This window comes from Caulobacter sp. HJHS_5, from assembly GCF_056683955.1.
Genome location: NZ_JBWZNC010000001.1, coordinates 353,022 through 373,775, shown reverse-complemented (window position 1 = coordinate 373,775; position 20,754 = coordinate 353,022). Strand labels below are relative to the sequence as shown.

At 68.0% G+C, this 20,754-nt stretch carries 22 protein-coding genes; 5 read left to right on the top strand and 17 right to left on the bottom strand.

The features are described 5' to 3' along the window. Positions 1-9: 9 nt before the first annotated feature. From ACFLIT_RS01980 to glyA, 6 genes are read right to left on the bottom strand one after another with little or no spacing between them, the layout of a single operon-like run. Positions 10-450 (bottom strand): hypothetical protein, encoded by a 441-nt coding sequence (locus ACFLIT_RS01980; protein WP_479909497.1) that lies wholly within the window; start codon positions 448-450, stop codon positions 10-12. A 36-nt stretch (positions 451-486) separates the two neighbouring features. Continuing rightward, positions 487-1,461, bottom strand: coding sequence for a thiamine-phosphate kinase (gene thiL, locus ACFLIT_RS01975; protein ID WP_479909496.1), 975 nt, complete (start codon positions 1,459-1,461; stop codon positions 487-489). Continuing rightward, a complete protein-coding gene (gene nusB, locus ACFLIT_RS01970; protein WP_479909495.1) occupies positions 1,448-1,912 on the bottom strand; it encodes a transcription antitermination factor NusB in 465 nt (154 codons plus the stop codon). The genes thiL and nusB overlap by 14 nt, the downstream gene beginning before the upstream one ends. Then, positions 1,909-2,376 (bottom strand): 6,7-dimethyl-8-ribityllumazine synthase, encoded by a 468-nt coding sequence (locus ACFLIT_RS01965; protein ID WP_479909494.1) that lies wholly within the window; start codon positions 2,374-2,376, stop codon positions 1,909-1,911. Before ACFLIT_RS01965 ends, nusB begins: the two co-directional genes overlap by 4 nt. Positions 2,377-2,378: 2 nt before the next feature. Further along, positions 2,379-2,855: a transcriptional regulator NrdR gene (gene nrdR / locus ACFLIT_RS01960; protein WP_479909493.1), complete on the bottom strand. Its 477-nt coding sequence runs from the start codon at positions 2,853-2,855 to the stop codon at positions 2,379-2,381. Positions 2,856-2,885: 30 nt separating this feature from the next. Beyond that, entirely contained in the window at positions 2,886-4,163 is a 1,278-nt protein-coding gene (gene glyA / locus ACFLIT_RS01955) for a serine hydroxymethyltransferase (protein ID WP_479909492.1), read from the bottom strand. 155 nt (positions 4,164-4,318) lie between these two features. Here glyA and ACFLIT_RS01950 point away from each other — a divergent pair, with 155 nt between their 5' ends. Beyond that, positions 4,319-4,777: a Ros/MucR family transcriptional regulator gene (locus tag ACFLIT_RS01950; protein WP_479909491.1), complete on the top strand. Its 459-nt coding sequence runs from the start codon at positions 4,319-4,321 to the stop codon at positions 4,775-4,777. A 163-nt stretch (positions 4,778-4,940) separates the two neighbouring features. On the opposite strand, the gene hemA is transcribed toward ACFLIT_RS01950, so the two are convergent. From hemA to ACFLIT_RS01925, 5 genes are all read right to left on the bottom strand, one after another. Next, the gene (gene hemA, locus ACFLIT_RS01945; protein WP_479909490.1) at positions 4,941-6,170 is read right to left on the bottom strand and encodes a 5-aminolevulinate synthase; all 1,230 of its coding nucleotides are present in this window, start codon (positions 6,168-6,170) and stop codon (positions 4,941-4,943) included. Between the two features lie 172 nt (positions 6,171-6,342). Next, complete coding sequence (gene mmsB, locus ACFLIT_RS01940; protein ID WP_479909489.1) at positions 6,343-7,239, bottom strand: 3-hydroxyisobutyrate dehydrogenase; 897 nt, start codon at positions 7,237-7,239, stop codon at positions 6,343-6,345. 13 nt (positions 7,240-7,252) lie between these two features. Further along, positions 7,253-8,014 (bottom strand): class I SAM-dependent methyltransferase, encoded by a 762-nt coding sequence (locus ACFLIT_RS01935; protein ID WP_479909488.1) that lies wholly within the window; start codon positions 8,012-8,014, stop codon positions 7,253-7,255. Between the two features lie 50 nt (positions 8,015-8,064). Next, positions 8,065-9,099 (bottom strand): enoyl-CoA hydratase/isomerase family protein, encoded by a 1,035-nt coding sequence (locus tag ACFLIT_RS01930; protein WP_479909487.1) that lies wholly within the window; start codon positions 9,097-9,099, stop codon positions 8,065-8,067. Next, positions 9,092-10,231, bottom strand: a complete 1,140-nt coding sequence (locus ACFLIT_RS01925; RefSeq protein WP_479909486.1) for an isobutyryl-CoA dehydrogenase — start codon at positions 10,229-10,231, stop codon at positions 9,092-9,094. Before ACFLIT_RS01925 ends, ACFLIT_RS01930 begins: the two co-directional genes overlap by 8 nt. Positions 10,232-10,335: 104 nt before the next feature. On the opposite strand from ACFLIT_RS01925, the gene ACFLIT_RS01920 reads away from it, so the two are divergent. Both ACFLIT_RS01920 and hemB read left to right on the top strand, forming a co-directional pair. Further along, positions 10,336-10,812: a hypothetical protein gene (locus ACFLIT_RS01920; RefSeq protein WP_479909485.1), complete on the top strand. Its 477-nt coding sequence runs from the start codon at positions 10,336-10,338 to the stop codon at positions 10,810-10,812. After that, on the top strand, positions 10,809-11,813 hold the full coding sequence (gene hemB / locus ACFLIT_RS01915; RefSeq protein WP_479909484.1) for a porphobilinogen synthase: 1,005 nt from the start codon (positions 10,809-10,811) through the stop codon (positions 11,811-11,813). The genes ACFLIT_RS01920 and hemB overlap by 4 nt, the downstream gene beginning before the upstream one ends. A 233-nt stretch (positions 11,814-12,046) precedes the next feature. Here hemB and ACFLIT_RS01910 read toward each other — a convergent pair whose 3' ends face one another. Both ACFLIT_RS01910 and ACFLIT_RS01905 read right to left on the bottom strand, forming a co-directional pair. Then, on the bottom strand, positions 12,047-12,244 hold the full coding sequence (locus ACFLIT_RS01910) for a hypothetical protein (RefSeq protein ID WP_479909483.1): 198 nt from the start codon (positions 12,242-12,244) through the stop codon (positions 12,047-12,049). A gap of 223 nt (positions 12,245-12,467) precedes the next feature. After that, positions 12,468-13,319, bottom strand: coding sequence for an NAD(P)-dependent oxidoreductase (locus ACFLIT_RS01905; RefSeq protein WP_479909482.1), 852 nt, complete (start codon positions 13,317-13,319; stop codon positions 12,468-12,470). A 90-nt stretch (positions 13,320-13,409) separates the two neighbouring features. On the opposite strand from ACFLIT_RS01905, the gene ACFLIT_RS01900 reads away from it, so the two are divergent. Both ACFLIT_RS01900 and ACFLIT_RS01895 read left to right on the top strand, forming a co-directional pair. After that, a complete protein-coding gene (locus ACFLIT_RS01900; RefSeq protein WP_479909481.1) occupies positions 13,410-14,300 on the top strand; it encodes a flagellar motor protein MotB in 891 nt (296 codons plus the stop codon). A 2-nt stretch (positions 14,301-14,302) separates the two neighbouring features. Then, a complete protein-coding gene (locus ACFLIT_RS01895) occupies positions 14,303-15,160 on the top strand; it encodes an arginyltransferase (protein WP_479909480.1) in 858 nt (285 codons plus the stop codon). A gap of 76 nt (positions 15,161-15,236) precedes the next feature. Here the strand turns inward: ACFLIT_RS01895 and ACFLIT_RS01890 are convergent, their stop codons facing one another. The 4 genes from ACFLIT_RS01890 to parC all read right to left on the bottom strand — a co-directional run bounded on the left by ACFLIT_RS01890 (position 15,237) and on the right by parC (position 20,716). Continuing rightward, positions 15,237-16,337, bottom strand: coding sequence for a M48 family metallopeptidase (locus ACFLIT_RS01890; RefSeq protein WP_479909479.1), 1,101 nt, complete (start codon positions 16,335-16,337; stop codon positions 15,237-15,239). A gap of 125 nt (positions 16,338-16,462) precedes the next feature. After that, entirely contained in the window at positions 16,463-17,032 is a 570-nt protein-coding gene (locus ACFLIT_RS01885) for a LemA family protein (RefSeq protein WP_479909478.1), read from the bottom strand. Positions 17,033-17,058: 26 nt separating this feature from the next. Further along, positions 17,059-18,393, bottom strand: coding sequence for a serine hydrolase domain-containing protein (locus ACFLIT_RS01880; RefSeq protein WP_479909477.1), 1,335 nt, complete (start codon positions 18,391-18,393; stop codon positions 17,059-17,061). A 64-nt stretch (positions 18,394-18,457) separates the two neighbouring features. Next, positions 18,458-20,716: a DNA topoisomerase IV subunit A gene (parC, locus tag ACFLIT_RS01875; protein WP_479909476.1), complete on the bottom strand. Its 2,259-nt coding sequence runs from the start codon at positions 20,714-20,716 to the stop codon at positions 18,458-18,460. Positions 20,717-20,754 lie beyond the last annotated feature (38 nt).

Here is a 20,754-nt window from a genome sequence, read left to right as displayed (position 1 = left end):
CTCCAGGTGTCAGGCGGCGGGGCGCATCGGGCCGACGCGCTGCTTGGCCTGCTGACTCATGATCTGGATCGAGGCGATGTTGCGCGCGCCGCCGAGCAGCGGGCCGACCTCGCGCGCGACGGCCGCCTTAAGCGCGGGCTCGTCGATATGCATGTAGTCGGTCTTGCCGGTGAAGGGCGTGCGGTGGCTCACCCGCACCAGGGCGTCGCGCAGGAAGGGCTCCTTCTCGCGCATCTTCTGGGCGTCGGCGCTTGGCGCGAGGTTCACGCGGACCTGCACGAAGACGTAGTTCATCAGCCTTCCGCCATCGACGATGGGCAGGGCCACCGGCGTGATGTCGACGTACTGGCTCGACGGCGCGGCGGCGCCTTCCTTCTTCGGCGCGCCCGAAGCCTGGGCGGCGGAGGCGGTCAGGGCGAGAGCGGCGGCGGCGAGCAGGATCTGGCGCATGGTCGGCATCCATGCGGCGCCAGGCTTAGAATTGGCTTAATCGTGCACGTAGCCGCTGCGTTTCAGATGCAGTTCGGCGCCGTCGAGCGTGACCCGCACCCCCTGCCCCGCCTCGAAGCGGCCAAGAGGAGTGATCGGCGTGTCGGCCGCGTCTTGCAGCGCGGCGAAATGCTCGGGCGCGACGGCCATGACCACCTCGTAGTCGTCGCCGCAGGTGGCGAGGTGCGTCAGGGCGGCGGCGCGGTCGGGCTGGCGCGCGAGCCAGGCCTGCCCTGGGGCCGAGACCGGCATGGCGGCAAGATCGAGAGTCAGGCCAAGGCCGCTGGCGAGCGCCAGGTGTCCGGCGTCGGCGATCAGGCCGTCGGAGACGTCGGCGGCGGCGTGGGCGTAGGTCCGTAGAACCTCGCGCAGGTTCAGGCGCGGCGCGGGAAGGTGGTAGCGATCGAGCAGCCAGGGATCGGGCTCGGCCCGGCCCACCTCGGCGAGCCCGAGGCCGCCGTCGCCGATGGCCCCGCTGACGGCCAGGATGTCCCCCGCCCTCGCCCCGCCGCGCCGGATCATGCCGCCTTGCGGCGACCAGCCGAGGATCGTCGCCGAGACCGTCAGCGGTCCGGCGGTCGAGACCGTGTCGCCGCCGAACAGCGACAGGCCGAACCTTTCCCCATCCTCGGCGAGGCCCCGGGCGAACGCCTCCCGCTCGCTCCAGGCGGCGCCGTGCGGCCAGGCGATGGCCAGCAGGTAGCCGAAGGGCTCGGCGGCCTTGGCGGCAAGGTCGGAGAGATTGGTGCGCAGCAGGCGGCGGGCCACCAGATCGCGGCCCATGCCGGGCGGAAAGTGCACGCCCTCGACCATGGCGTCCTTCGAGACCACCAGGTCGAAGCCGGGGTTCGAGGGGATGACGGCGGCGTCGTCGAGCAGGTCGAAGGCGCCGGGCGCGCCGGCGGCCAGCGGGCGCAGCAGCCGCGCTATCGCCTCGAACTCATCGACGGGGCGGTCGTCAGTCCCGCTCATCGCGGGCGATGCCGTCGAGCGCGGCGTTCACGAAGCCGGGTTCCGGACCTTCGAAGAACGATTTGGCGATCTCGACATATTCGTTGATGGCCACCTCGACCGGCACGTCCCGGCGCTGCGACAGCTCGAAGCCGCCGACGCGCAGGATGGCGCGGACGGTGGCGTCCAGGCGTTCGAGTTTCCAGCCGGAGGCCAGGCGGCGCATGACGGCCCGGTCGACCTCGGCCTGGTGGGCGACGACGCCGCGCACCAGGTCGGCGAAGAAGTCCTCGTCGGCGGCGGCCAGCTGCGAGCCTTCGACGTCGCGGTCGAGATCGCGGTCGAAGCGGTGCTCGGTGAATTCGCGGATCACGGCCTCGACGCCCGCGCCGGACACTTCCATCTGATAGAGCGCCTGCACGGCCGCGAGGCGGGCGACGGAACGCTTGGAACCCAGGGTCGGGGCGCTCATCGGGCGGCTCCCAGCAAACGGCGGCGCAGGGCCGCGAGGTCGAGACAGGCGCGGGCCGCGGCCCCACCGGCGTCGCCGCCGCTCGGGCGGGCGAGCTCCAGGGCCTCGGCTTCGTCCTCGCAGGCGAGAATGGCGCTGCCGACGGCGAGATTGCGCGCCACGGCGAGGTCCTGCAGGCCGCGCAGGGCTTCCCGCGCCACCAGGTCGGACTGCAGGGTGTCGGCGGGGAACACCGAGCCCAGCAGCACATAGCCGTCATAGCGCTCGGCGCCGGTCGGGCGGTGGGTGCTTTCCTCGATCATCGCCAGGGCCAGCGGAAGCTCCAGCAGGCCGGGTACGCTCAGCACTTCATGGGTCGCGCCGAAGGCGTCGAGGGCGTCGACCGCTCCCCTTAGCAGGGCGTCGGCCACCTCTGACTCGTATCGGCTCTCGATGGTCAGGATGCGCAGCTTGTCGCTGGCCATAATCAGACTTCCTCGTCTTCGCCGACGTCGCTCAGGCCTTCCTGGCCCAGGAAACGCGCGAAGTCCTGGGTCTGGCGGAAATCGCGATAGACCGAGGCGTAGCGGACGTACGCCACGTCATCGAGCGCCTTGAGCGCCTTCATCACCATTTCGCCGACGACCGACGACTGCAATTCAGTTTCGCCCATGCTTTCCAGCTGGCGCACGATGCCGTTGACCATCCGCTCGACGCGCTCGGCGTCGACCGGCCGCTTGCGCAGGGCGATGGAGATGGAGCGCACCAGCTTGTCGCGGTCGAACGGCGAACGACGGCCCGAACGCTTCAGGATGATCAGTTCCCGCAGCTGCACCCGCTCAAAGGTGGTGAAGCGGCCGCCGCATTCCGGGCAGGCCCGGCGACGACGGATGGCCGCGCCGTCTTCCGACGGGCGGCTGTCCTTCACCTGACTTTCGGCATGTCCGCAGAACGGGCAGCGCATATCTGGGGCTCCCCGAGCGGCTGGACTCTATCAGTTGTAGATCGGGAAGCGCGCGGTCAAGGCCAACACTTCCTCGCGCACCTTCGCCTCGGCGGCCGAATTGTCGCTGGGGTTGGCCGCGAAGCCGTCCAGCACCTCGCCGATCAGTTGGCCGATACGGGTGAACTCGGCCGTTCCGAAGCCGCGGGTGGTGCCGGCCGGCGTGCCGACGCGAATGCCCGAGGTGACGGTGAAGGGCGCGGTGTCGAAGGGCACGCCGTTCTTGTTGCAGGTGATGTGGGCGCGCTCGAGCGTGTGCTCGGCGTCGCGGCCGGTGACGTTCTTGCGGCGCAGGTCGACCAGCATCAGGTGGCTGTCGGTGCCGCCCGAGACGATCGAGACGCCGGCGCTGGACAGGGCCGAGGCCAGGGCCTGGGCGTTGTCGACCACCTGCTTGGCGTAGGCCTTGAAGCTGGGCTGCAGGGCTTCGCCGAAGGCCACGGCCTTGGCGGCGATGACGTGCTCCAGCGGTCCGCCCTGGATGCCCGGGAAGATGGCCGAGTTGATCTTCTTGGCGATGGTCTCGTCGTTGGTCAGCACCATGCCGCCGCGCGGGCCGCGCAGGGTCTTGTGGGTGGTGGTGGTGACGACGTGGGCGTGGGGGACCGGGCTCGGGAACACGCCGCCGGCCACCAGGCCCGCGAAGTGGGCCATGTCGACCATCAGATAGGCGCCGATGCTGTCGGCGATCTCGCGGAACTTCGCGAAGTCGATGACGCGGCTGTAGGCGCTGCCGCCGGCGATGATCAGCTTGGGCTTCTCACGCTGGGCGATCTCGGCCACCGCGTCCATGTCGATCAGCTGGTCCTGCTGGCGCACGGTGTAGGACACCGGCTTGAACCATTTGCCGGACTGATTGGCGGGCGAGCCGTGGGTCAGGTGGCCGCCGGCGGCCAGGTCCATGCCCATGAAGGTGTCGCCCGGCTGCAGCAGAGCGTTGAACACCGCCTGGTTAGCCTGCGAGCCCGAGTGCGGCTGCACATTGGCGTAGGCCGCGCCGAACAGCTGCTTGGCGCGTTCGATGGCCAGGGTCTCGATGACGTCGACGTACTCGCAGCCGCCGTAGTAGCGCTTGCCCGGATAGCCCTCGGCGTACTTGTTGGTCAGGATCGAACCCTGGGCGTCGAGCACCGCCTTCGAGACGATGTTCTCCGAGGCGATGAGTTCGATCTGATCGCGCTGCCGGGACAGCTCGCGCCCGATGGCGGCGAAGATGTCCGGATCGGCCGCGGAAAGCGAAGCGCCGAAGAAGTTGTTGGTCGAGGTCATGCGAGTCGTCCTTTCCCGAGGGCGGCGCCCTCTTTAGCCGCCTGGGCGGCGCGATCAATGCGGGAGCGCTTTTGTTTGGAACCTTGCGGCGCGCGCGGCGTTACCGGCCGAACGTGGGGAAGCCACGTGCGATACGTAAAAGGGGATGATGGGGAATGGCGTCGAACGAAGCTGAAAGCGTCGCTGGCAAAGGCGACCTTGATTTGTTGAGCCTGACTGCGGACGTTGTCGCCGCCTATGTCGGGCAGAACAAAGTAGCTCCCAACGACATTCCCGACATTGTCAGAAGCGTGCACAGCACTTTCTCCGGCCTCGGCCAGGCCGAAGCGCCGGCGGCCACGCAGGAGAAGCCGAAGCCGGCGGTGCCGATCTCCCGTTCGGTGCAGCAGGACTATATCGTCTGCCTGGAGGACGGCGCGAAGCTGAAGATGCTGAAGCGCTACCTGCGCTCGCGTTACGACATGAGCCCCGAGGATTATCGCCGCCGCTGGGGCCTGCCGGCCGACTATCCGATGGTGGCGCCCGCCTATGCGGCGCGTCGCTCGGCCTTCGCCAAGGAAATCGGCCTCGGCAAGGGCGTCCGCCGCACCAAGGCGGTGGCGAAGAAACGCTAGTTCATCCCGGTTCATCCCGACGCAAGTCGGGACCCAGGCGTTTTTTGAAGTGTATCGGCGCGTGAAAGCGAACGCGCGCCGAGCCTGCGGCCGTTCAGCCCTTCGATAACAAACCTGGGTCCCCGCCTGCGCGGGGATGAGCGGATTGTTGAAACTGAACCCCTTAAGCCGCGTGGCCGCCCAGGCGGGCGACGTTGCAGTGCGACCAGAGCCGCGTGAGGGCCGCCACCAGGTCGCGCATCATGGCGTCGGTGTGGAACGGCGTCGGGGTGAAGCGCAGGCGTTCGGTGCCGCGCGGCACGGTCGGATAGTTGATCGGCTGCACATAGACGCCGTGGTCGCTGAGCAGCATGTCGCTGATCAGCTTGCAGTGCACCGGGTCGCCGACGAGCAGCGGCACGATATGGCTTTCCGACGGCATCACCGGCAGCCCGGCCTCGGTCATCATCCGCTTCAGGGTCGCGGCGCGCTCCTGATGCTGTTCGCGCAGCGCCTGGCCGGCCTCGGTCTTGAGGTAGGCGATGCTGGCGGCCGCGCCGGCGGTGAGGGCCGGCGGCAGCGAGGTGGTGAAGATGAAGCCGGCGGCGTAGAGGCGCACGGCGTCGATCAGGTCGGCGTCGCCGACGATGTAGCCGCCCATGACGCCGAAGGCCTTGCCCAAGGTGCCGTTGATGATGTCGACCTCGGCCATGACGCCGTCGCGCTCGGCCACGCCGCCGCCGCGATCGCCGTACATGCCGACGGCATGCACTTCGTCGAGGTAGGTCAGGGCGCCGTACTTCTTCGCCAGGGCGATGGTGCCGGCGATGTCGGCGATGTCGCCGTCCATCGAATAGACGCTCTCGAAGGCCACCAGCTTGGGCGCATCGGCCGGGGCGGCGGCCAGCAGCTCCTCGAGGTGCTCGAGGTCGTTGTGGCGGAACACGTGACGCGCGCCGCCGCCGTTGCGGATGCCGGCGATCATCGAGGCGTGGTTCAGGGCGTCCGAGAAGATGATCAGCCCGGGCAAGATCTTGTAGAGCGACGACAGGGCCGCCTCGTTGGCGACGTAGCCCGAGGTGAAGACCAGGGCGGCTTCCTTGCCGTGCAGGTCGGCGAGCTCACGCTCCAGCTCGACGTGATAGTAGGTGGTGCCCGAGATGTTGCGGGTGCCGCCCGAGCCCGAACCGCAGGCTTCGATCGCGGCGTGCATGGCGTCGGTGACGACCGCGTTCTGCCCCTGGCCGAGATAGTCGTTGGAGCACCAGACGGTGACTTCGCGTTCGCCCGCCTCGCTGGTCCACTTCGCACGCGGGAAAGCGCCGCGGATACGCTTCAGATCGGCGAAAACTCGGTAACGGCCCTCGTCGCGCACCTTGCCGACGGCTTCGCTGAACGCACGCTTGTAGTCCATAGACCTCGACACTCCGACGCCCCTACGGGGATCTCGTCCGAAAAGCCGCCGAGACCCTTTTGTTTGCAGGGCTATTTGCACCGTTCCATGACGGCTGTCCACAAGACTGGACGCCGCATAGGACGGTTATCGGACAAGCAACCTGTCGCTTCGCTGAACGAACGGCGTATGCTCAATCAATATCTTTGAGAACGCCTCGCAACAGCGTGAGAATAGAGGAGAAATCCTTCCTCCCGTAACCCAGCCCGTCGAACAGGGCGTAGAGCGCCTCCGCCTGGGCGCCGAGCGGCGAAGACGCGCCGGAACGGGCGGCCGCCTCCTGCGCCAGCTTTAGGTCTTTGAGCATCATGGCGACGGCGAAGCCGCCTTCGTACCCCCGGTTGGACGGCGCGGTCGGGACCGGCCCGGGCCAGGGGCAATAGCTGGTCATCGACCATGACTGCCCGGAAGACTTCGAGGCGATGTCGTAGAACTTCTGGGCGTCGAGCCCCAGCTTCTCGGCCAGGGCGAACGCCTCGCAGGTCCCGAGCATGGTGACGCCCAGGATCAGGTTGTTGCAGATCTTCGCCGCCTGCCCCGCCCCATGGTCGCCGGCGCGGATCACCGCCTTGGCCATGGGCGCCAGCGCCGTCTCAACAGCTGAGATATCCGCCTCGTCGCAGCCGACCATGAAGGTGAGTTGACCGGACTCGGCCGCCGCGACGCCGCCGCTGACCGGGGCGTCCGCGAAGCGGAAGCCCGCCGCCCTCGCCTGCCCGGCCACGGCTCGGGCGCTTTCGACGTCGATGGTCGAGCAATCGATCAGCAGGGCCGTCTTCGGGGCGTGGCCCAGAACCGCCTCGGCATAAACCGCGCGCACCTGCGGCCCGGCCGGCAGCATGGTGATGACGACTTCGGCGTCGGCGACAGCCTCGGCCGCCGAGGGCGCGGCGCGGCATCCGGCGGAGACCGCCCGCGCGACGGCTTCCGGCGAAAGGTCGAAGGCGGCGACGGCGTGACCGGCGCGCGCCTGGTTGGCGGCCATCCCGCCGCCCATGGCCCCGAGGCCGATGAAGGCGATGCGGGTCATCGCCGCGTCATGCTCAGCGCGGCTTGCGGAACTTGTAGATGAACTGGTCGGTGTGGCCGCGGATGGCGCCTTCCTGCACCCGCTGGCTGCGGTCGTCGGCCGGATTGCGCAGCAGCGGGCTCTCGCCTTCGAACACGAAGCCGGCGGCGGTGACCTCGGCGCGCACGGCGGCTGGATCGATGCGGTGCAGGGTGGCGGTGTCGCGCACGCCCGAACCCGGCGTCGCCGAGTGGTCGAGCACGAGATAGAGACCGCCCGGCTTCAGCGCGTCGAAGACGGCGCGGTTGAGGGTGGCCATGTTCACCGGGCCCATGAAGGGCGCGTGCATGTCGTGATAGTTCTGCGAGGTCCAGACGACGTCGACCTGTTCCGGAACCTTGAACTGCGAAACCGGCTTCAGCAGCATGGTGACGTTCTTGTACTGCGGGTCGGCGATGATCGGGGCGATGGCCGGCGGACGGTTGGCCAGGCGGCTGAGCTCGTCCGGCACATAGGCGTAGACCACGCCCTTGGCGCCGACGATCTTCGAGAAGATGCGGGTGAAATAGCCGCCGCCAGGGATCAGATCGACGACCTTCATCCCCGGGCGAATGCCGGCGTAGGCGATCACCTCGGCCGGCTTGCGATCCGCGTCGCGCACGGTGTCGGCTTCCGGCCGGCCGCGGTCGGCCACGGCGGAAGAGACATAGGGCGGGATGTAGTTGGCGGGAGGCGGCGTCGTGGCGCAGGCCGCGAGCAACAGGGTCGCGCCAACAGCGAGCATGGACAGACGCATGATCGATCTCCCGAAGCAGTAACTCGGCGCAACTTAGCTAGGCTTGGCGCTCAAGTCAGCGGCGTCCATTCGTCTTCGGGCGAAAGCGGTGCGAAAAACTGAGCGAGATGTTCCTCCGTCACGGCTTCGAGGGTCGGCGGATTCCACCGTGGAGCGCCGTCCTTGTCGACCAGCAGGGCGCGCACGCCCTCGCGGAAATCGTGGCTGACCGCCGCGCGGACGGCGATGCGATACTCGACGATCATCTCGTCGGCGAACCGGGACCGCGTGCGCGCCTCGCGCAGCAGCCGGAAGGCGATCTTCATGGCCTGCGGCGACTTGCTCTCCAGGGCCGCTACCTGTTCGGCGGCCCATGGCGAAGGATCGCTGCGCAAAGAGGCGAGAATCACCTCCACCGAGACGTGGCCGAAGTGATGATTGATGACGTCGCGATGTTCGGCGGTGGGCGCGCGGCCGGGATCCAGTTCCAGTTCCGTCAGCAATTGCTCCACGCCGGCCGGATCGGCGATGAGGGCCTCACGGAAACGGGCCACGTCGTCCTTGCGGATGATGTCGGTGGCGACGCCGGCGGCCAGGGCGTCGGCCGGGCCCAGCCGGGCGCTGGTCAGGGCCAGCCACATGCCGAGCCCGCCGTTCAGCCGCGACAGCCACCAGCCGCCGCCCACGTCGGGGAACAGGCCGATGGTCGCCTCCGGCATGGCGAAGTTCAACGCCTCGGTTCCGACGCGATAGTCGCACGGCAGGGCGACGCCCGCGCCGCCGCCCATGACCACCCCGTCCATCAGACAGACGGTCGGCTTCTCATAGGCGAACAGCAGGTGGTTGAGACGGTACTCGGTGAAAAAGAACTCGGCCGCCGCCGCGCCGTCGCCGGCCGCGCGCCGCACGTCCCCGCCGGCGCAGAAGCCGCGCGGCCCGGAATGATCGATCAGCACAAGGTCCACGGCCGGATCGGAATGCCAGGCGGCCAGGGCCTCGATCATGGCGGCGCACATGTCGAGCGTCAGGGCGTGCAGGGCCTGCGGCCGGTTGAGGGTCAGGCGTCCGACCCGCCCCTCGACGCAGGCGATCACTTCGTCAGTCACGCAACAACTCCCGGGAAACGATCAGACGCATGATCTCGTTGGTCCCTTCCAGGATGCGGTGGACCCGAAGGTCGCGAACGATCCGCTCCAGCGGATAGTCCTTCAAATAGCCGTAGCCGCCGTGCAGTTGCAGGGCCTCGTCGGCGACATGGAAGCCGGCGTCGGTGGCGAAGCGCTTGGCCATGGCGCAGAACATTGTCGCCTGCGGATCGCCGCGATCCAAGGCGTCCGCCCCGCGGCGGACCATCAGGCGAGCGGCTTCCAGCTCGGTCGCCATGTCGGCCAGCTTGAATTGCAGCGCCTGGAAATCCTTCAGAGCCCGGCCGAACTGCTTGCGCTGGCTGAGATAATTCCGCGCGGTCTTCAGCGCGAAGCCGGCGCCCCCCAGGGAGCAGGCGGCGATGTTGAGGCGGCCGCCATCGAGGCCGGCCATGGCGAAACGGAACCCCTGCCCTTCGTCGCCGATGCGATTTTCGGCCGGCACGCGCACGCCGTCGAAGTGCACCGTCGCGGTCGGCTGGGCGTTCCAGCCCATCTTGCGCTCGTTGGCTCCGAAGCTGAGCCCGGCCATCCCTTTCTCGACCACGAAGGCGGAGACGCCGCCCGCCCCCTCCCCGCCCGTGCGGGCCATGACAACATAGAGGTCCGAAACCCCGGCCCCGGAAATGAAGGCCTTGCCGCCGTCGAGCACATAGGCGCCGGCCTCGCGCCGGGCGGTGGTGCGCAGGGCCGCGGCGTCGGAGCCCGAGCCGGGCTCGGTGAGGCAGTAGCTGGCGATCAGCTCCATGGTCGTCAGCCGCGGAAGGAAGCGTCGGCGCAGATCGTCCGAGCCGAAACGGTCGATCATCCAGGCGCACATGTTGTGGATCGAGAGATAGGCCGCGGTGGCGACATCGCCCTCGGCTAGGGCCTCGAAAACGATCACCGAGTCCAGCCGTGACAGGCCCGAACCGCCGACATCGTCGCGGACGTAGAGGCCGGCGAAGCCGAGCCCCGCCGCCTCGCGCATCACCTCGACCGGGAAATGCTTCTCCTCGTCCCAGCGGGCCGAGTTCGGAGTCAGACGATCGCGGGCGAACGCCTCGGCCGTCTGCTGGATGGCGATCTGGTCGTCCGAGAGGGCGAAATCCATCGTCTTGTCCCATCGCCGGTCCCCCAACCCGGCTTGCTGAGGTGAGCCGGTGGGCGCACGGTGTCAATCTGACTGCGCAAGCTGGCGAACCGCGCGAGGCTGGAATGACCGAAACGCCGCTGACCCTGCCGAAGATCGGCGAAGGCGACCGAAATCTGGCGCTGATCAACTACGCCCTGCTCTTCGCATCCCTGTTCTTCCTGGGCGTGCCGGGCCTGATCGCCGTGATCATCGCCTACTCGCAGCGCGACGCGATGACCGGGATTTTGCGCAGGCACTACGACGGGCAGATCGGCATCTTCTGGGTGGCTTTCGCCCTGGGGATCGTCGGCACGGTCGCCGGGGTCTGGGCGGGGCTGATGGGCGTCGGCCAGTTGATCCACTTCAGTGTCGACCATCTCGATGCCTGGGAAGGCTTCGCCTACGACGACTCCGAGGTGCGCCTCGACGGCGGCCTGATCGCGCTGATCCTCATCGCCGTGGTGTCGTGGCTGCTGATGGCCGCCTGGTTGCTGCTGGCCCCCGCGATCGGCTTCATTCGTCTTGCCACCGAGCGGCGCATCGGCGATGGGGCGGCATGAGCCGCATTCCTCAGGCGGGCTACCCCGCCCTCCGCCTTCGCCGTCTCCGCCAGAACGACTGGGTTCGCCGCATGGTGCGCGAAACCACCCTGGCGCCGTCCGATCTGATCTGGACCCTGGTGGTGCATGAGGGCGAGGGCCGCGTGCCGGTCGCCTCCATGCCGGGCGTCGATCGCCTGTCCATCGCCGAGGTGCGCCGCGCGGCGGTCGAGGCCCGCGCTCTCGGCATCCCGGCCATCGCCGTCTTCCCGCACATCGATGGCGCCAAGAAGGACGCGGCGGGTTCCGACGCCGCAAATCCGGATGGGCTGATCGCCCGCGCGATCAAGGAAATGAAGGACGCCGCGCCGGAAGTCGGCGTCCTCACCGACGTCGCCCTCGATCCCTTCACCGACCACGGCCACGACGGCGTCATCGAGAACGGCAAGATTCTCAACGACCCGACCATCGAGCGCCTGATCGAACAGGGGATCATGCAGGCCGAGGCCGGCGCCGACATCCTGGCGCCCTCGGACATGATGGACGGCCGCGTCGGCGCCCTGCGCTCGGCGCTCGAAAAGGGCGGCCATCAGGATGTGATGATCATGGCCTACGCGGCCAAGTACGCCTCGGCCTTCTACGGTCCCTACCGCGACGCCATCGGCTCGGCCAAGCTCTCGGCCGGACAGCTCGACAAGAAGACCTACCAGATGGACCCGGCCAATGGCGACGAGGCCCTGCGCGAGGTGGCGCTGGACCTGGCCGAGGGCGCCGACATGGTGATGGTCAAGCCGGGCATGCCCTATCTCGACATCGTCCGCCGCGTGGTCGAAGCCTTCAGCGTGCCGACCTTCGCCTATCAGGTGAGCGGCGAGTACGCGATGCTGATGGCCGCCGCCGGCAACGGCTGGATCGACGAGGAACGCGCGATCATCGAAAGCCTGGGCGCCTTCAAGCGCGCGGGAGCGAGCGGCGTGCTGACCTACTTCGCCCCGCGCGCCGCGCGGATGCTCGGGGCGTAGACCGTGTCGACATTCAGCTGAAGGCGGGTCGCCCCTTCTCCCCTTGCGGGAGAAGGTGTCGGCGAAGCCGACGGATGAGGGGTCGCACCGCCCTATCAGGCAGTCATCTGGGTGAATCGGTCAGGTTTGCGAGACCCCTCATCCGACCCGCTGCGCGGGCCACCTTCTCCCGCAAGGGGAGAAGGAACAGTTTTCGAGGGCCAGTGTGAATCTGACCTAGGCTCCTCGCCAGATCATTTGAACTGGAAGACTTCTTCCAGCAGCTTCGCGACGTTCGCCTGGCGAGCTGGGTGAATGTCGGCGCTGGCGCCCCGCAGAATCTCGTTGACCTCCTCCGGGGTCAGCAGGCCCTTGTCGCGCAACTTGATCAGGATGTTGCCCGAGATGGTCAGGGCCGTGATGGCGATGTCGCCGGTGTCGTAGTTCGCCATGGTCCTCACCTAAAGCGTTTCGTTTTTCGTTGGGCCGGAATCGTTCGGCGGGGGAACTGAAGTCGAGTTTGGCGGCGGCGTCCAGACGCCGACAGCCTTTGCGTGCTTCGACACGCGCCTCTCGGCGCTGCTCAGCATGACGCAGGTCTCGAGAACCACTGAGGTCGTCATCCTGAGCAGCCGGCGCGGCCGGCGTGTCGAAGGACGCGGGGCGGCCCCACCCCTATTTCAACCGCGCCGCCAGGCTCGACGTATCCCAACGCCGCCCGCCCAGCTCCTGCACCTCGGCGTAGTAACCGTCGACGATCTTGGTCATTTCCAGTTGCGCGCCGTTGCTGGCGGCCTCGTCGAGGGCGATGCCCAGGTCCTTGCGCATCCAGTCGACGGCGAAGCCGAAGTCGAACTTGCCCTCGATCATCGTCGGCCAGCGGTTCTCCATCTGCCACGACTGGGCCGCGCCCTTGGAGACGGCCTGCAGCACCAGGGCCGGGTCGATACCGGCGTGCTTGGTGAAGTTCACCGCCTCGGCGAGGCCCTGGACCACGCCGGCGATGCAGATCTGGTTGACCATCTTGGTCAGCTGGCCGGCGCCGCTCTCTCCGATGCGCAGCGAGGCCTTGGAATAGGCCATGATCACCGGCTCGGCCCGGGCGTAGGCGGCTTCGTCGCCGCCGGCCATGACGCTGAGCTGTCCCTTCTCGGCGCCGGCCTGGCCGCCGCTGACCGGGGCGTCGATGAAGAACTTGCCCTGCCCCGCCGCCAGCTCGGCCATCTCGCGGGCGACCTTGGCGCTGGTGGTCGTGTGATCGACGATGATCCCGCCCGCCGCCACGGCGGATAGAATCTCGGTGACGACGGCGCGGACGTCGTCGTCGTTGCCGACGCAAAGGGCGACGAGCTCGGCGCCCTCGGCGGCTCCCGCAGCCGTGGGCGAGGCCTTGCCGCCATGCTGCTTCGCCCAACGCTCGGCCTTCTCGGCGGTGCGGTTATAGACGGCGACCTCGTGGCCGGCCGCGGCCAGGTGGCCCGCCATCGGATAACCCATGACACCCAGGCCGATGAAAGCGACTTTCATGAAATTCTCCCGTCCGGAATCAAGCCCGGCAACTCCATCTTAACGACCACCGACCACCTTGCAGACCCAGGGTTAAGTGGGGTTAGCCATATGGCATCCGTCGGCGGTCAGCCGATCGTCATCAAGAAGGTCAAGAAGGTGGTCGGCGGCGGCCACCACGGCGGCGCGTGGAAAGTCGCCTACGCCGATTTCGTGACCGCCATGATGGCCTTCTTCCTGCTGATGTGGCTGATCAATACCACCAGCCCGGAACAGAAGCGCGGCATCGCCGATTATTTTGCGCCCGCCAGCGTCTCGGCGACTCAATCGGGCTCCGGCGGCATCCTCGGCGGCACGGCCCTCGGCGAGGACGGCGCCATGGCCGCCGGCAGCATGTCGGTGGTCGAGAACCTGTCGCCCGAGAGCCCGACTCACGAAAACTCCGCCTCCCAGGACACCCTCGCCGGGGCCAGCGAAGACGAGTTGCGCAACGCCCTGTCGAAAAAGGAACAACAGAGCTTCCAGTCGGCCGCCCAGTCCCTGCGCCAGGCGCTGCAGGACATGCCGGAGCTGGCCGAGCTGTCGAAGCAGTTGCTGATCGACCAGACCCCCGAGGGGCTGCGCATCCAGCTGGTCGACCAGGATGGTCGTTCGATGTTCAAGGAGGGCTCGGCCCAGCCGAACGATCGCGCCCGCCTGCTGCTGCGCGCCGTCGCGCGCGTGGTCAATCAGCTGCCCAACCGCATCACCATCAGCGGGCACACCAGCGCGACCCAGGGCGTCAAGAGCGAAGGCGACTGGGCGCTGAGCGCGCAGCGCGCCGATGTCGCCCGACAGATCCTGCAGGGCGCCGGCATCGACAACGACCGCGTCTATCAGGTGGCCGGCAAGGCCAATTCCGATCCGCTCTATCCGGACGATCCGACCCTGGCCGGCAATCGCCGCATCGCCCTGGTGCTGCTGCACGAAAAGCCCGTGTTGCCGCCGGACGAAGGCCTCTGACGATGAGCGGAAGCGCGACCCTTGCGAAGCGCTTCGACATCGGCCCTAATCGTCGCTCACCCCTGCCCGAAAGGCCGTTCGGCGACGTGACGCACTATCTGCCGCAGCGACAGCTTCGGTTCTTCCTCACCGCCCCGACGCCCTGCCCCTATCTGCCGGGCCGGGAGGAGCGGAAGGTCTTCGCGCACCTGCCGCTGACCGAGGGCGCGGCCGTCAACGACAGCCTGACCCAGGTGGGGTTCCGCCGTTCTCAGAACATCGCCTATCGCCCGGCCTGCGAAAGCTGCCGCGCCTGCATGTCGGCCCGACTGCCGGCCGGCGAATACATCTTCTCGCGCTCGGAGCGCCGCATCCTGAGCCGCAACGAAGACCTGGAACGCCACCTCGTCGAGAGCGAAGCGACCATGGAGCAGTTCGAGCTGCTGCGTCGCTACCTGCTCGCCCGACACGCCGAGGGCGGCATGGCCGACATGACCTGGCCGGACTTCGTGGCCATGGTCGAGGACACGGCCGTCCGCACCCACATCATCGAATACCGGCTGGGCTCCAAGGACCGGGGCCCCGGCGACCTGGTGGCCTGCGTGCTGGTCGATGTGCTCGCCGACGGCCTGTCGCTGGTCTACAGCTTCTACGACCCCGACATGACCAGGCGCAGCCTCGGGGCCTTCATCATCCTCGATCATGTGATCCAGGCCTGCCTGACCGGCCTGCCCTACGTCTATCTGGGCTACTGGGTGCCGGGCAGTCCGAAGATGGACTACAAGGCCCGCTTCTCGCCGCTGGAGGTGCTGAAGCCGGGCGGCTGGGCGCTATTGAGCGCACGCGAGCGGGCCACGATGGCGACAGTGAGCGAGCCCTAGGTCAGACCGAATTCGACCCGAGAACCCTCTCCCGCAAGGGGAGAAGGGGCGGAATCGATCCCGGGGGAGGCGCCGATTAGCCCCACGGCCCTCGAGGGCGGCGCTGCCCCCATGGACCGCCGGTTTCATGCGATGACTGCTCCGGCTCATAAGTCACTGGCTCGTAACTCGCCGCGGGCTCGAAGGCGCGGTCGTCGTAGGCCGGTTCGCGGACCTGACCGCCGGCGTACTGCACCAGGGCGGCGATGCGCTTTTCGATCGGCGGATGGGTGTCGAACAGGCCCATGGCGCTTCTCGCGCCACCCTCGCCGCCGTTCTCGATGAACATGCCGCGCACGCTGTCCGGCGCTTCTAGCTGAGAGCGGCCGCTGATCTTCTGCAGGGCCGAGATCATGGCGTCGGGGTTCTTAGTCAGGGCCACGGCCCCGGCGTCGGCGACGAACTCGCGCTGGCGCGAAAGAGCCATGCGGATGACGATGGCCAGCACATAGCCCACGGCGGCCACGGCCAGGGCGATGACGACGAGGATGACGTTTCCGCCCCGCTTCTCGTCACGGCCGCTGGAGCGGCCGACGCCGCCCCACATAATCGCCCGGAAGATCACCTGGGCCAGCAGGGTGATGATGCCCGCGAACACCGAGGCGATGACCATGGTGCGCACGTCGCGGCTGAGGATGTGGGTCAGCTCATGGCCGAGCACCGCCTCCAACTCGTCCTTGTTCAGGGCCCGCATCAGGCCGCGGGTGACGGTGACGGCGTACTGCTTCTGGGTCACGCCGCTAGCGAAGGCGTTCAGGGCGTCGGTCTCGATGATGTGCAGCCCCGGCATCGGCAGGCCGCGCGAGATGCAGAGGTTTTCGAGCAGGTTGTAGAGCTCGGGCTCCTCGTTGCGCGTCACCGGCCGCGCACCGGTCAGGGCGTCGATGATCGAGGTATTGGCGAAGTAGGCGATGGCGAACCACACCAGCGAGACGCCGATCGCCAGGGGCGCGGCGGCCAGCATGTAGCCGAACGAGGCCGCTACCGCGTCGCCCTGCGCCGGCAGATAGCCGGCCCCGATCATGCCGAGCACGATGAAGTACACCATGCCGAGCAGCAGCACGGGGAACCCGGCCAGCAGGAAGGCCGAGCGCAGGTTGTTGTTCCAGATGTGGGTCTGAAGGCCGACGGCCTCCATGGGCTTTGATCCTTTCAGACGGAGCCTGAAATCCTCGTCCTTCGACAAGCTCAGGATGAGGATTTCACTGAACCGCCGTCAAAAGTAGCCCTCATCCTGAGCCTGTCGAAGGACGAGGGCGCAGCTCAGAACTTCACGCTGGGCGCCTGCTCGACCTGGGCGCGGGTCTCGCCGAGGTCGAAGAAGTCGCGTTCCTTGAAGCCGAACATCCCGGCGATCAGCACGGCCGGGAACTGCTGCACCGCCGCGTTGAACTCGCTGACGGCGTTGTTGAAGAAGCGGCGGGCGGCCGCCAGCTTGTTCTCGATGTCCGAAAGGTCGCGCTGCAGGGCCAGGAAGTTCTGGTTGGCCTTGAGGTCCGGATAGGCCTCGGCGACGGCGAACAGGCGACCGAGGGCGCCGGTCAGCATGTTTTCGGCGCCGACCTTGGCTTCCACGCCGGTGGCGCTGGTCGCGGCGCTGCGAGCGGCCATGACGGCCTCCAGCGTGCCCTTCTCGTGGGTGGCGTAGCCTTTCACGGTCTCGACCAGATTGGGGATCAGGTCGTGGCGCTGTTTCAGCTGCACATCGATGTCGGCGAAGGCCTGGTTGGCGAACTGCCGCAGCCGCACCAGGCGATTGTAGGCGCCCATGACCATCAGGCCGAGGACGACGATGACTGCGATGACGATCAGAAGGACGACGAGTCCGCTCATGGCTTCCCCCTAGAACCGGGCTCCGGTCATTTCGCCGGGTCGGTCAGAGCCTGATACGTAAGCACCCGCGTCGTCCAGTCCAGTCCTCCCCCGGTTCCGCCGAGGCGCTGGATCATGCCGATGAAGATCAGGTCGTGCACAGGGTCGATCCAGAACCATGTGCCCGATGAACCGCCCCAGGAAAGCGTGCCCTTCCCCACCGGCTGATGCGACAGCGTGGGATCGGTGACCACGGCCCAGTCGAGGCCGAAGCCGACGCCTTCTCCGAGCGGCGACGGGCGAATGCCGTTCGAGGTCACCGAGAAGCTGGGCGGCAGGTGATTTTCCCCCATCAGCGCCACGGTCTCGGGCTTCAGCAGGCGCACGCCGTTGAGCTCGCCGCGGTTGAGGATCATCTGGGCGAAGCGGGCGTAGTCGGTCGCCGTCGAGTAGAGACCGCCGCCGCCGCTGGCCATGCCGGGCGGCTTGGTCAGGTCGTCGATGCGATCGGGCGCCGGCGCCAGGCGGTTGGTGGCCGGGTCGATGTCGTAGAGGGTGGCCAGGCGGCCGAGCTTGTCGGTCGGCACGTAGAAGCCGGTGTCGACCATGCCGAGCGGGCCGAAGATGCGGCTCTGCATGAAGTCGGCGAGGCTCATGCCACTCAGGCGTTCGACGATGGCGCCCTGGATGTCGGTCGCCGCGCTGTAGCGCCAGCGCACGCCGGGTTGGGCGTAGAGCGGCAGGCCGGCGATGCGGTCGATCATCTCCTGCATCGAGGTCGACTGCAGGACGCCGGCGCGAAGATAGGCGGTGTCGGCCGGGCCGTCTTCGGCCAGGCCGTAGGCGAAGCCGGCCGTATGGGTCATCAGCTCGCGCATGGTGGCCGGCCGGCTGACCGGTTCGAGGATCGGCGCGCCGTCGGCGTCCTGGCCGGTGACGACCTGCAGCTTTTCGAACTCGGGGATGAACTTGGTCACCGGGTCGTCCAGCGCCCAAAGCCCCTCGTCGTAGAGGATCATCATGGCCAGGCCGGTGATCGGCTTGGTCTCGGAGCGGATGCGGAAGATGGTGTCGGGCTGCATCGGATCGCCCGCGACGAGGTCGCGCTGGCCGAACGCATCGACGCTGACGATGCGTCCGTGACGCGCAAGCAGGGTCACCGCCCCGGCGATCTGACCGTCGTCGACCTGCTTCTGCATGAAGTGGCGCAGGGTCGTCAGCTTGGACGCGTCGAAGCCCAGTTGCTCGGCCGCGGCGTCGGCGGCCGAGGTCGGGGCGGCGCCGGGCGCGAGGCGCGGCTGGGCGAGCGCCCCGCCGGCGACCGCCAATCCCAGTACTCCGGCCGCCAGCCGCACGAGCGGCCGCCACACCCTTCGGCTCATGAAACCCTCTACGCCCCCGAAGTTCAGCATAGCGGAGCCCGTTCCTGACGTCAGCCGAACGCTATCAACGCGGACGGAAGCGCTTGGTGGCCGGGAAGCCCTTGGGCGCCAGGCGGCCCGACGCCGCGCGGCGGCCGATCCATTCCTTCCACTCCGGCCAGGCCCGGGTGCGGCCCGAGGCGTCGACCGTCGTCATCCCGTCGGCGGAGGGGAAGATCGCGGCGTCGCGCAGCCCGCCTTCCTTGTAGCTCTGCAGCTTGACGCCCTTGCCGCGCGGCATCTCGGGCAGCTCGGAAAGCGGGAAGATCAGCAGCTTGCCGTTGTCGCCGATGACAGCTGCCTGGTCGCCGTTGGCCGGCAGGCTGATCAGGGCCTCGCCGTTCAGCACCTGCTTGCCCGCCTTGCGGTTCGCCAGGGCCTCGTCCTCCGGCAGGATGAAGCCGTAGCCTTCCTTCGACGCGATCATGCGCTTGGCCCCGGCCTTGTGCGGGAAGACGTCGACGATCTTCACCCGATCGTCGAGCTCGATCATCAGGCGCAAGGGCTCGCCATGGCCGCGCGCGCCCGGCAGGCGGTCGCAGCCGATGGTGAAGAACCGGCCGTCGGAGGCGAAGATCAGCAGCTTGTCCGTCGTCTCCGCCGGGACCAGGAAACCGAGCTTGTCGCCCTCCTTGAACTTCAGCTCCGAAGGATCGTCGACGCGGCCCTTGGCGGCGCGGATCCAGCCCTTCTCGGAAAGAATGACGGTGATCGGCTCGCGCGGAACCATGGCCTCGACCGCGGCGTCGGCGTCGATGACCGGGGCTTCGGCGAAATCGCTGCGGCGGGCGCCGATCGAGACATGGGGCGGCAGCAGGCCCTTCATTTTCAGGAGCGCCTCGCGGGCCTGGTCCAGGCCATTGCCGACCAGCTTCCACTGCAGGCGGTCCGAACCCAGCATCTTGACGATGCCGTCGCGCTCCTCGGCCAGTTCGGCGTGTTCGCGGCGGATCTCCATCTCCTCCAGCCGCGCCAACTGGCGCAGGCGGGTGTTGAGGATGGCGTCGGCCTGGATGTCCGAAAGGTCGAAGGCGGCGATCAGCTTCTGCTTCGGCTCTTCCTCGTAGCGGACGATGCGGATCACCTCGTCGAGGTTGAGGTAGGCGATCAGCAGGCCGTCCAGGATGTGCAGCCGCGCCTCGATCTTGCCGAGACGGTGCCGGGCGCGGCGGACGATCACCTCGCGTCGGTGATCCAGGAAGGCCTGCAGGGCCGGCTTCAGGCCCATCACGCCGGGCGTGCCGCGCGCGTCCAGCACGTTCATGTTCACCGAGAAGCGCGTCTCGAGGTCGGAGAGCTTGAACAGGCTCTCCATCAGCACTTCGGGCTCGATGTTGCGGCTCTTCGGTTCGAGCACCAGGCGAACGTCCTCGGCGGACTCGTCGCGCACGTCGCCCAGCAGGATGGCCTTCTTGCTCTCGATCAGGTCGGCCAGCTGCTCGACCAGCTCGGCCTTCTTCACCTGATACGGAATCTCAGTGACGACGATCTGGTAGGTTCCCCGGCCGGTGTCCTCTCGGGTCCAGCGGGCTCGCAGGCGAACGCCGCCGCGGCCGGTTTCGTAGGTCTCCAGAAGGCTGGCGGCCGGTTCGACGATGACGCCGCCGGTCGGGAAGTCCGGTCCCTTCACCAGGGCCACGAGGTCGGCCGTCGTGGCGTTCGGATCCTTCAGCAGCACATGGCAGGCGTCGATCAACTCGATCGGATTGTGCGGCGGGATCGAGGTGGCCATGCCGACGGCGATGCCGCTGGAGCCGTTGGCCAGCAGGTTCGGGAAGCCGCCCGGCAGTACGACCGGCTCTTCATCCTGGCCGTCGTAGGTGGGGCGGAAGTCGACCGCGTCCTCGTCGATGCCGTCGAGCAGCAGCATGGCCGCCGAGGTCATCCTGCACTCGGTGTAGCGCATGGCCGCGGCGTTATCGCCGTCGATGTTGCCGAAGTTGCCCTGCCCTTCGACCAGCGGAATGCGCTGGGCGAACTCCTGGGCCAGGCGCACCAGGGCGTCGTAGATCGACTGGTCGCCGTGCGGGTGGAAGTTACCCATCACCTCCCCGACCACCTTGGCGCACTTGCGGGCGGCGGCGTCGGGATTCAGCCGCATGTTGTTCATCGCGTAGAGCACGCGGCGGTGCACCGGCTTCAGGCCGTCGCGCACGTCCGGCAGGGCGCGGGAGCCGATGGTCGACAGGGCGTAGGCCAGATAGCGGCGCGAAAGCGCCTCCATCAGCGGCTCGTCGATGATGCGGCCGTCTTCGGGCGACGGTGGGGGAACGTGTGTGGTCATGGCAGAATCAACAATCTCTCAAGCCGTCGATGATGACG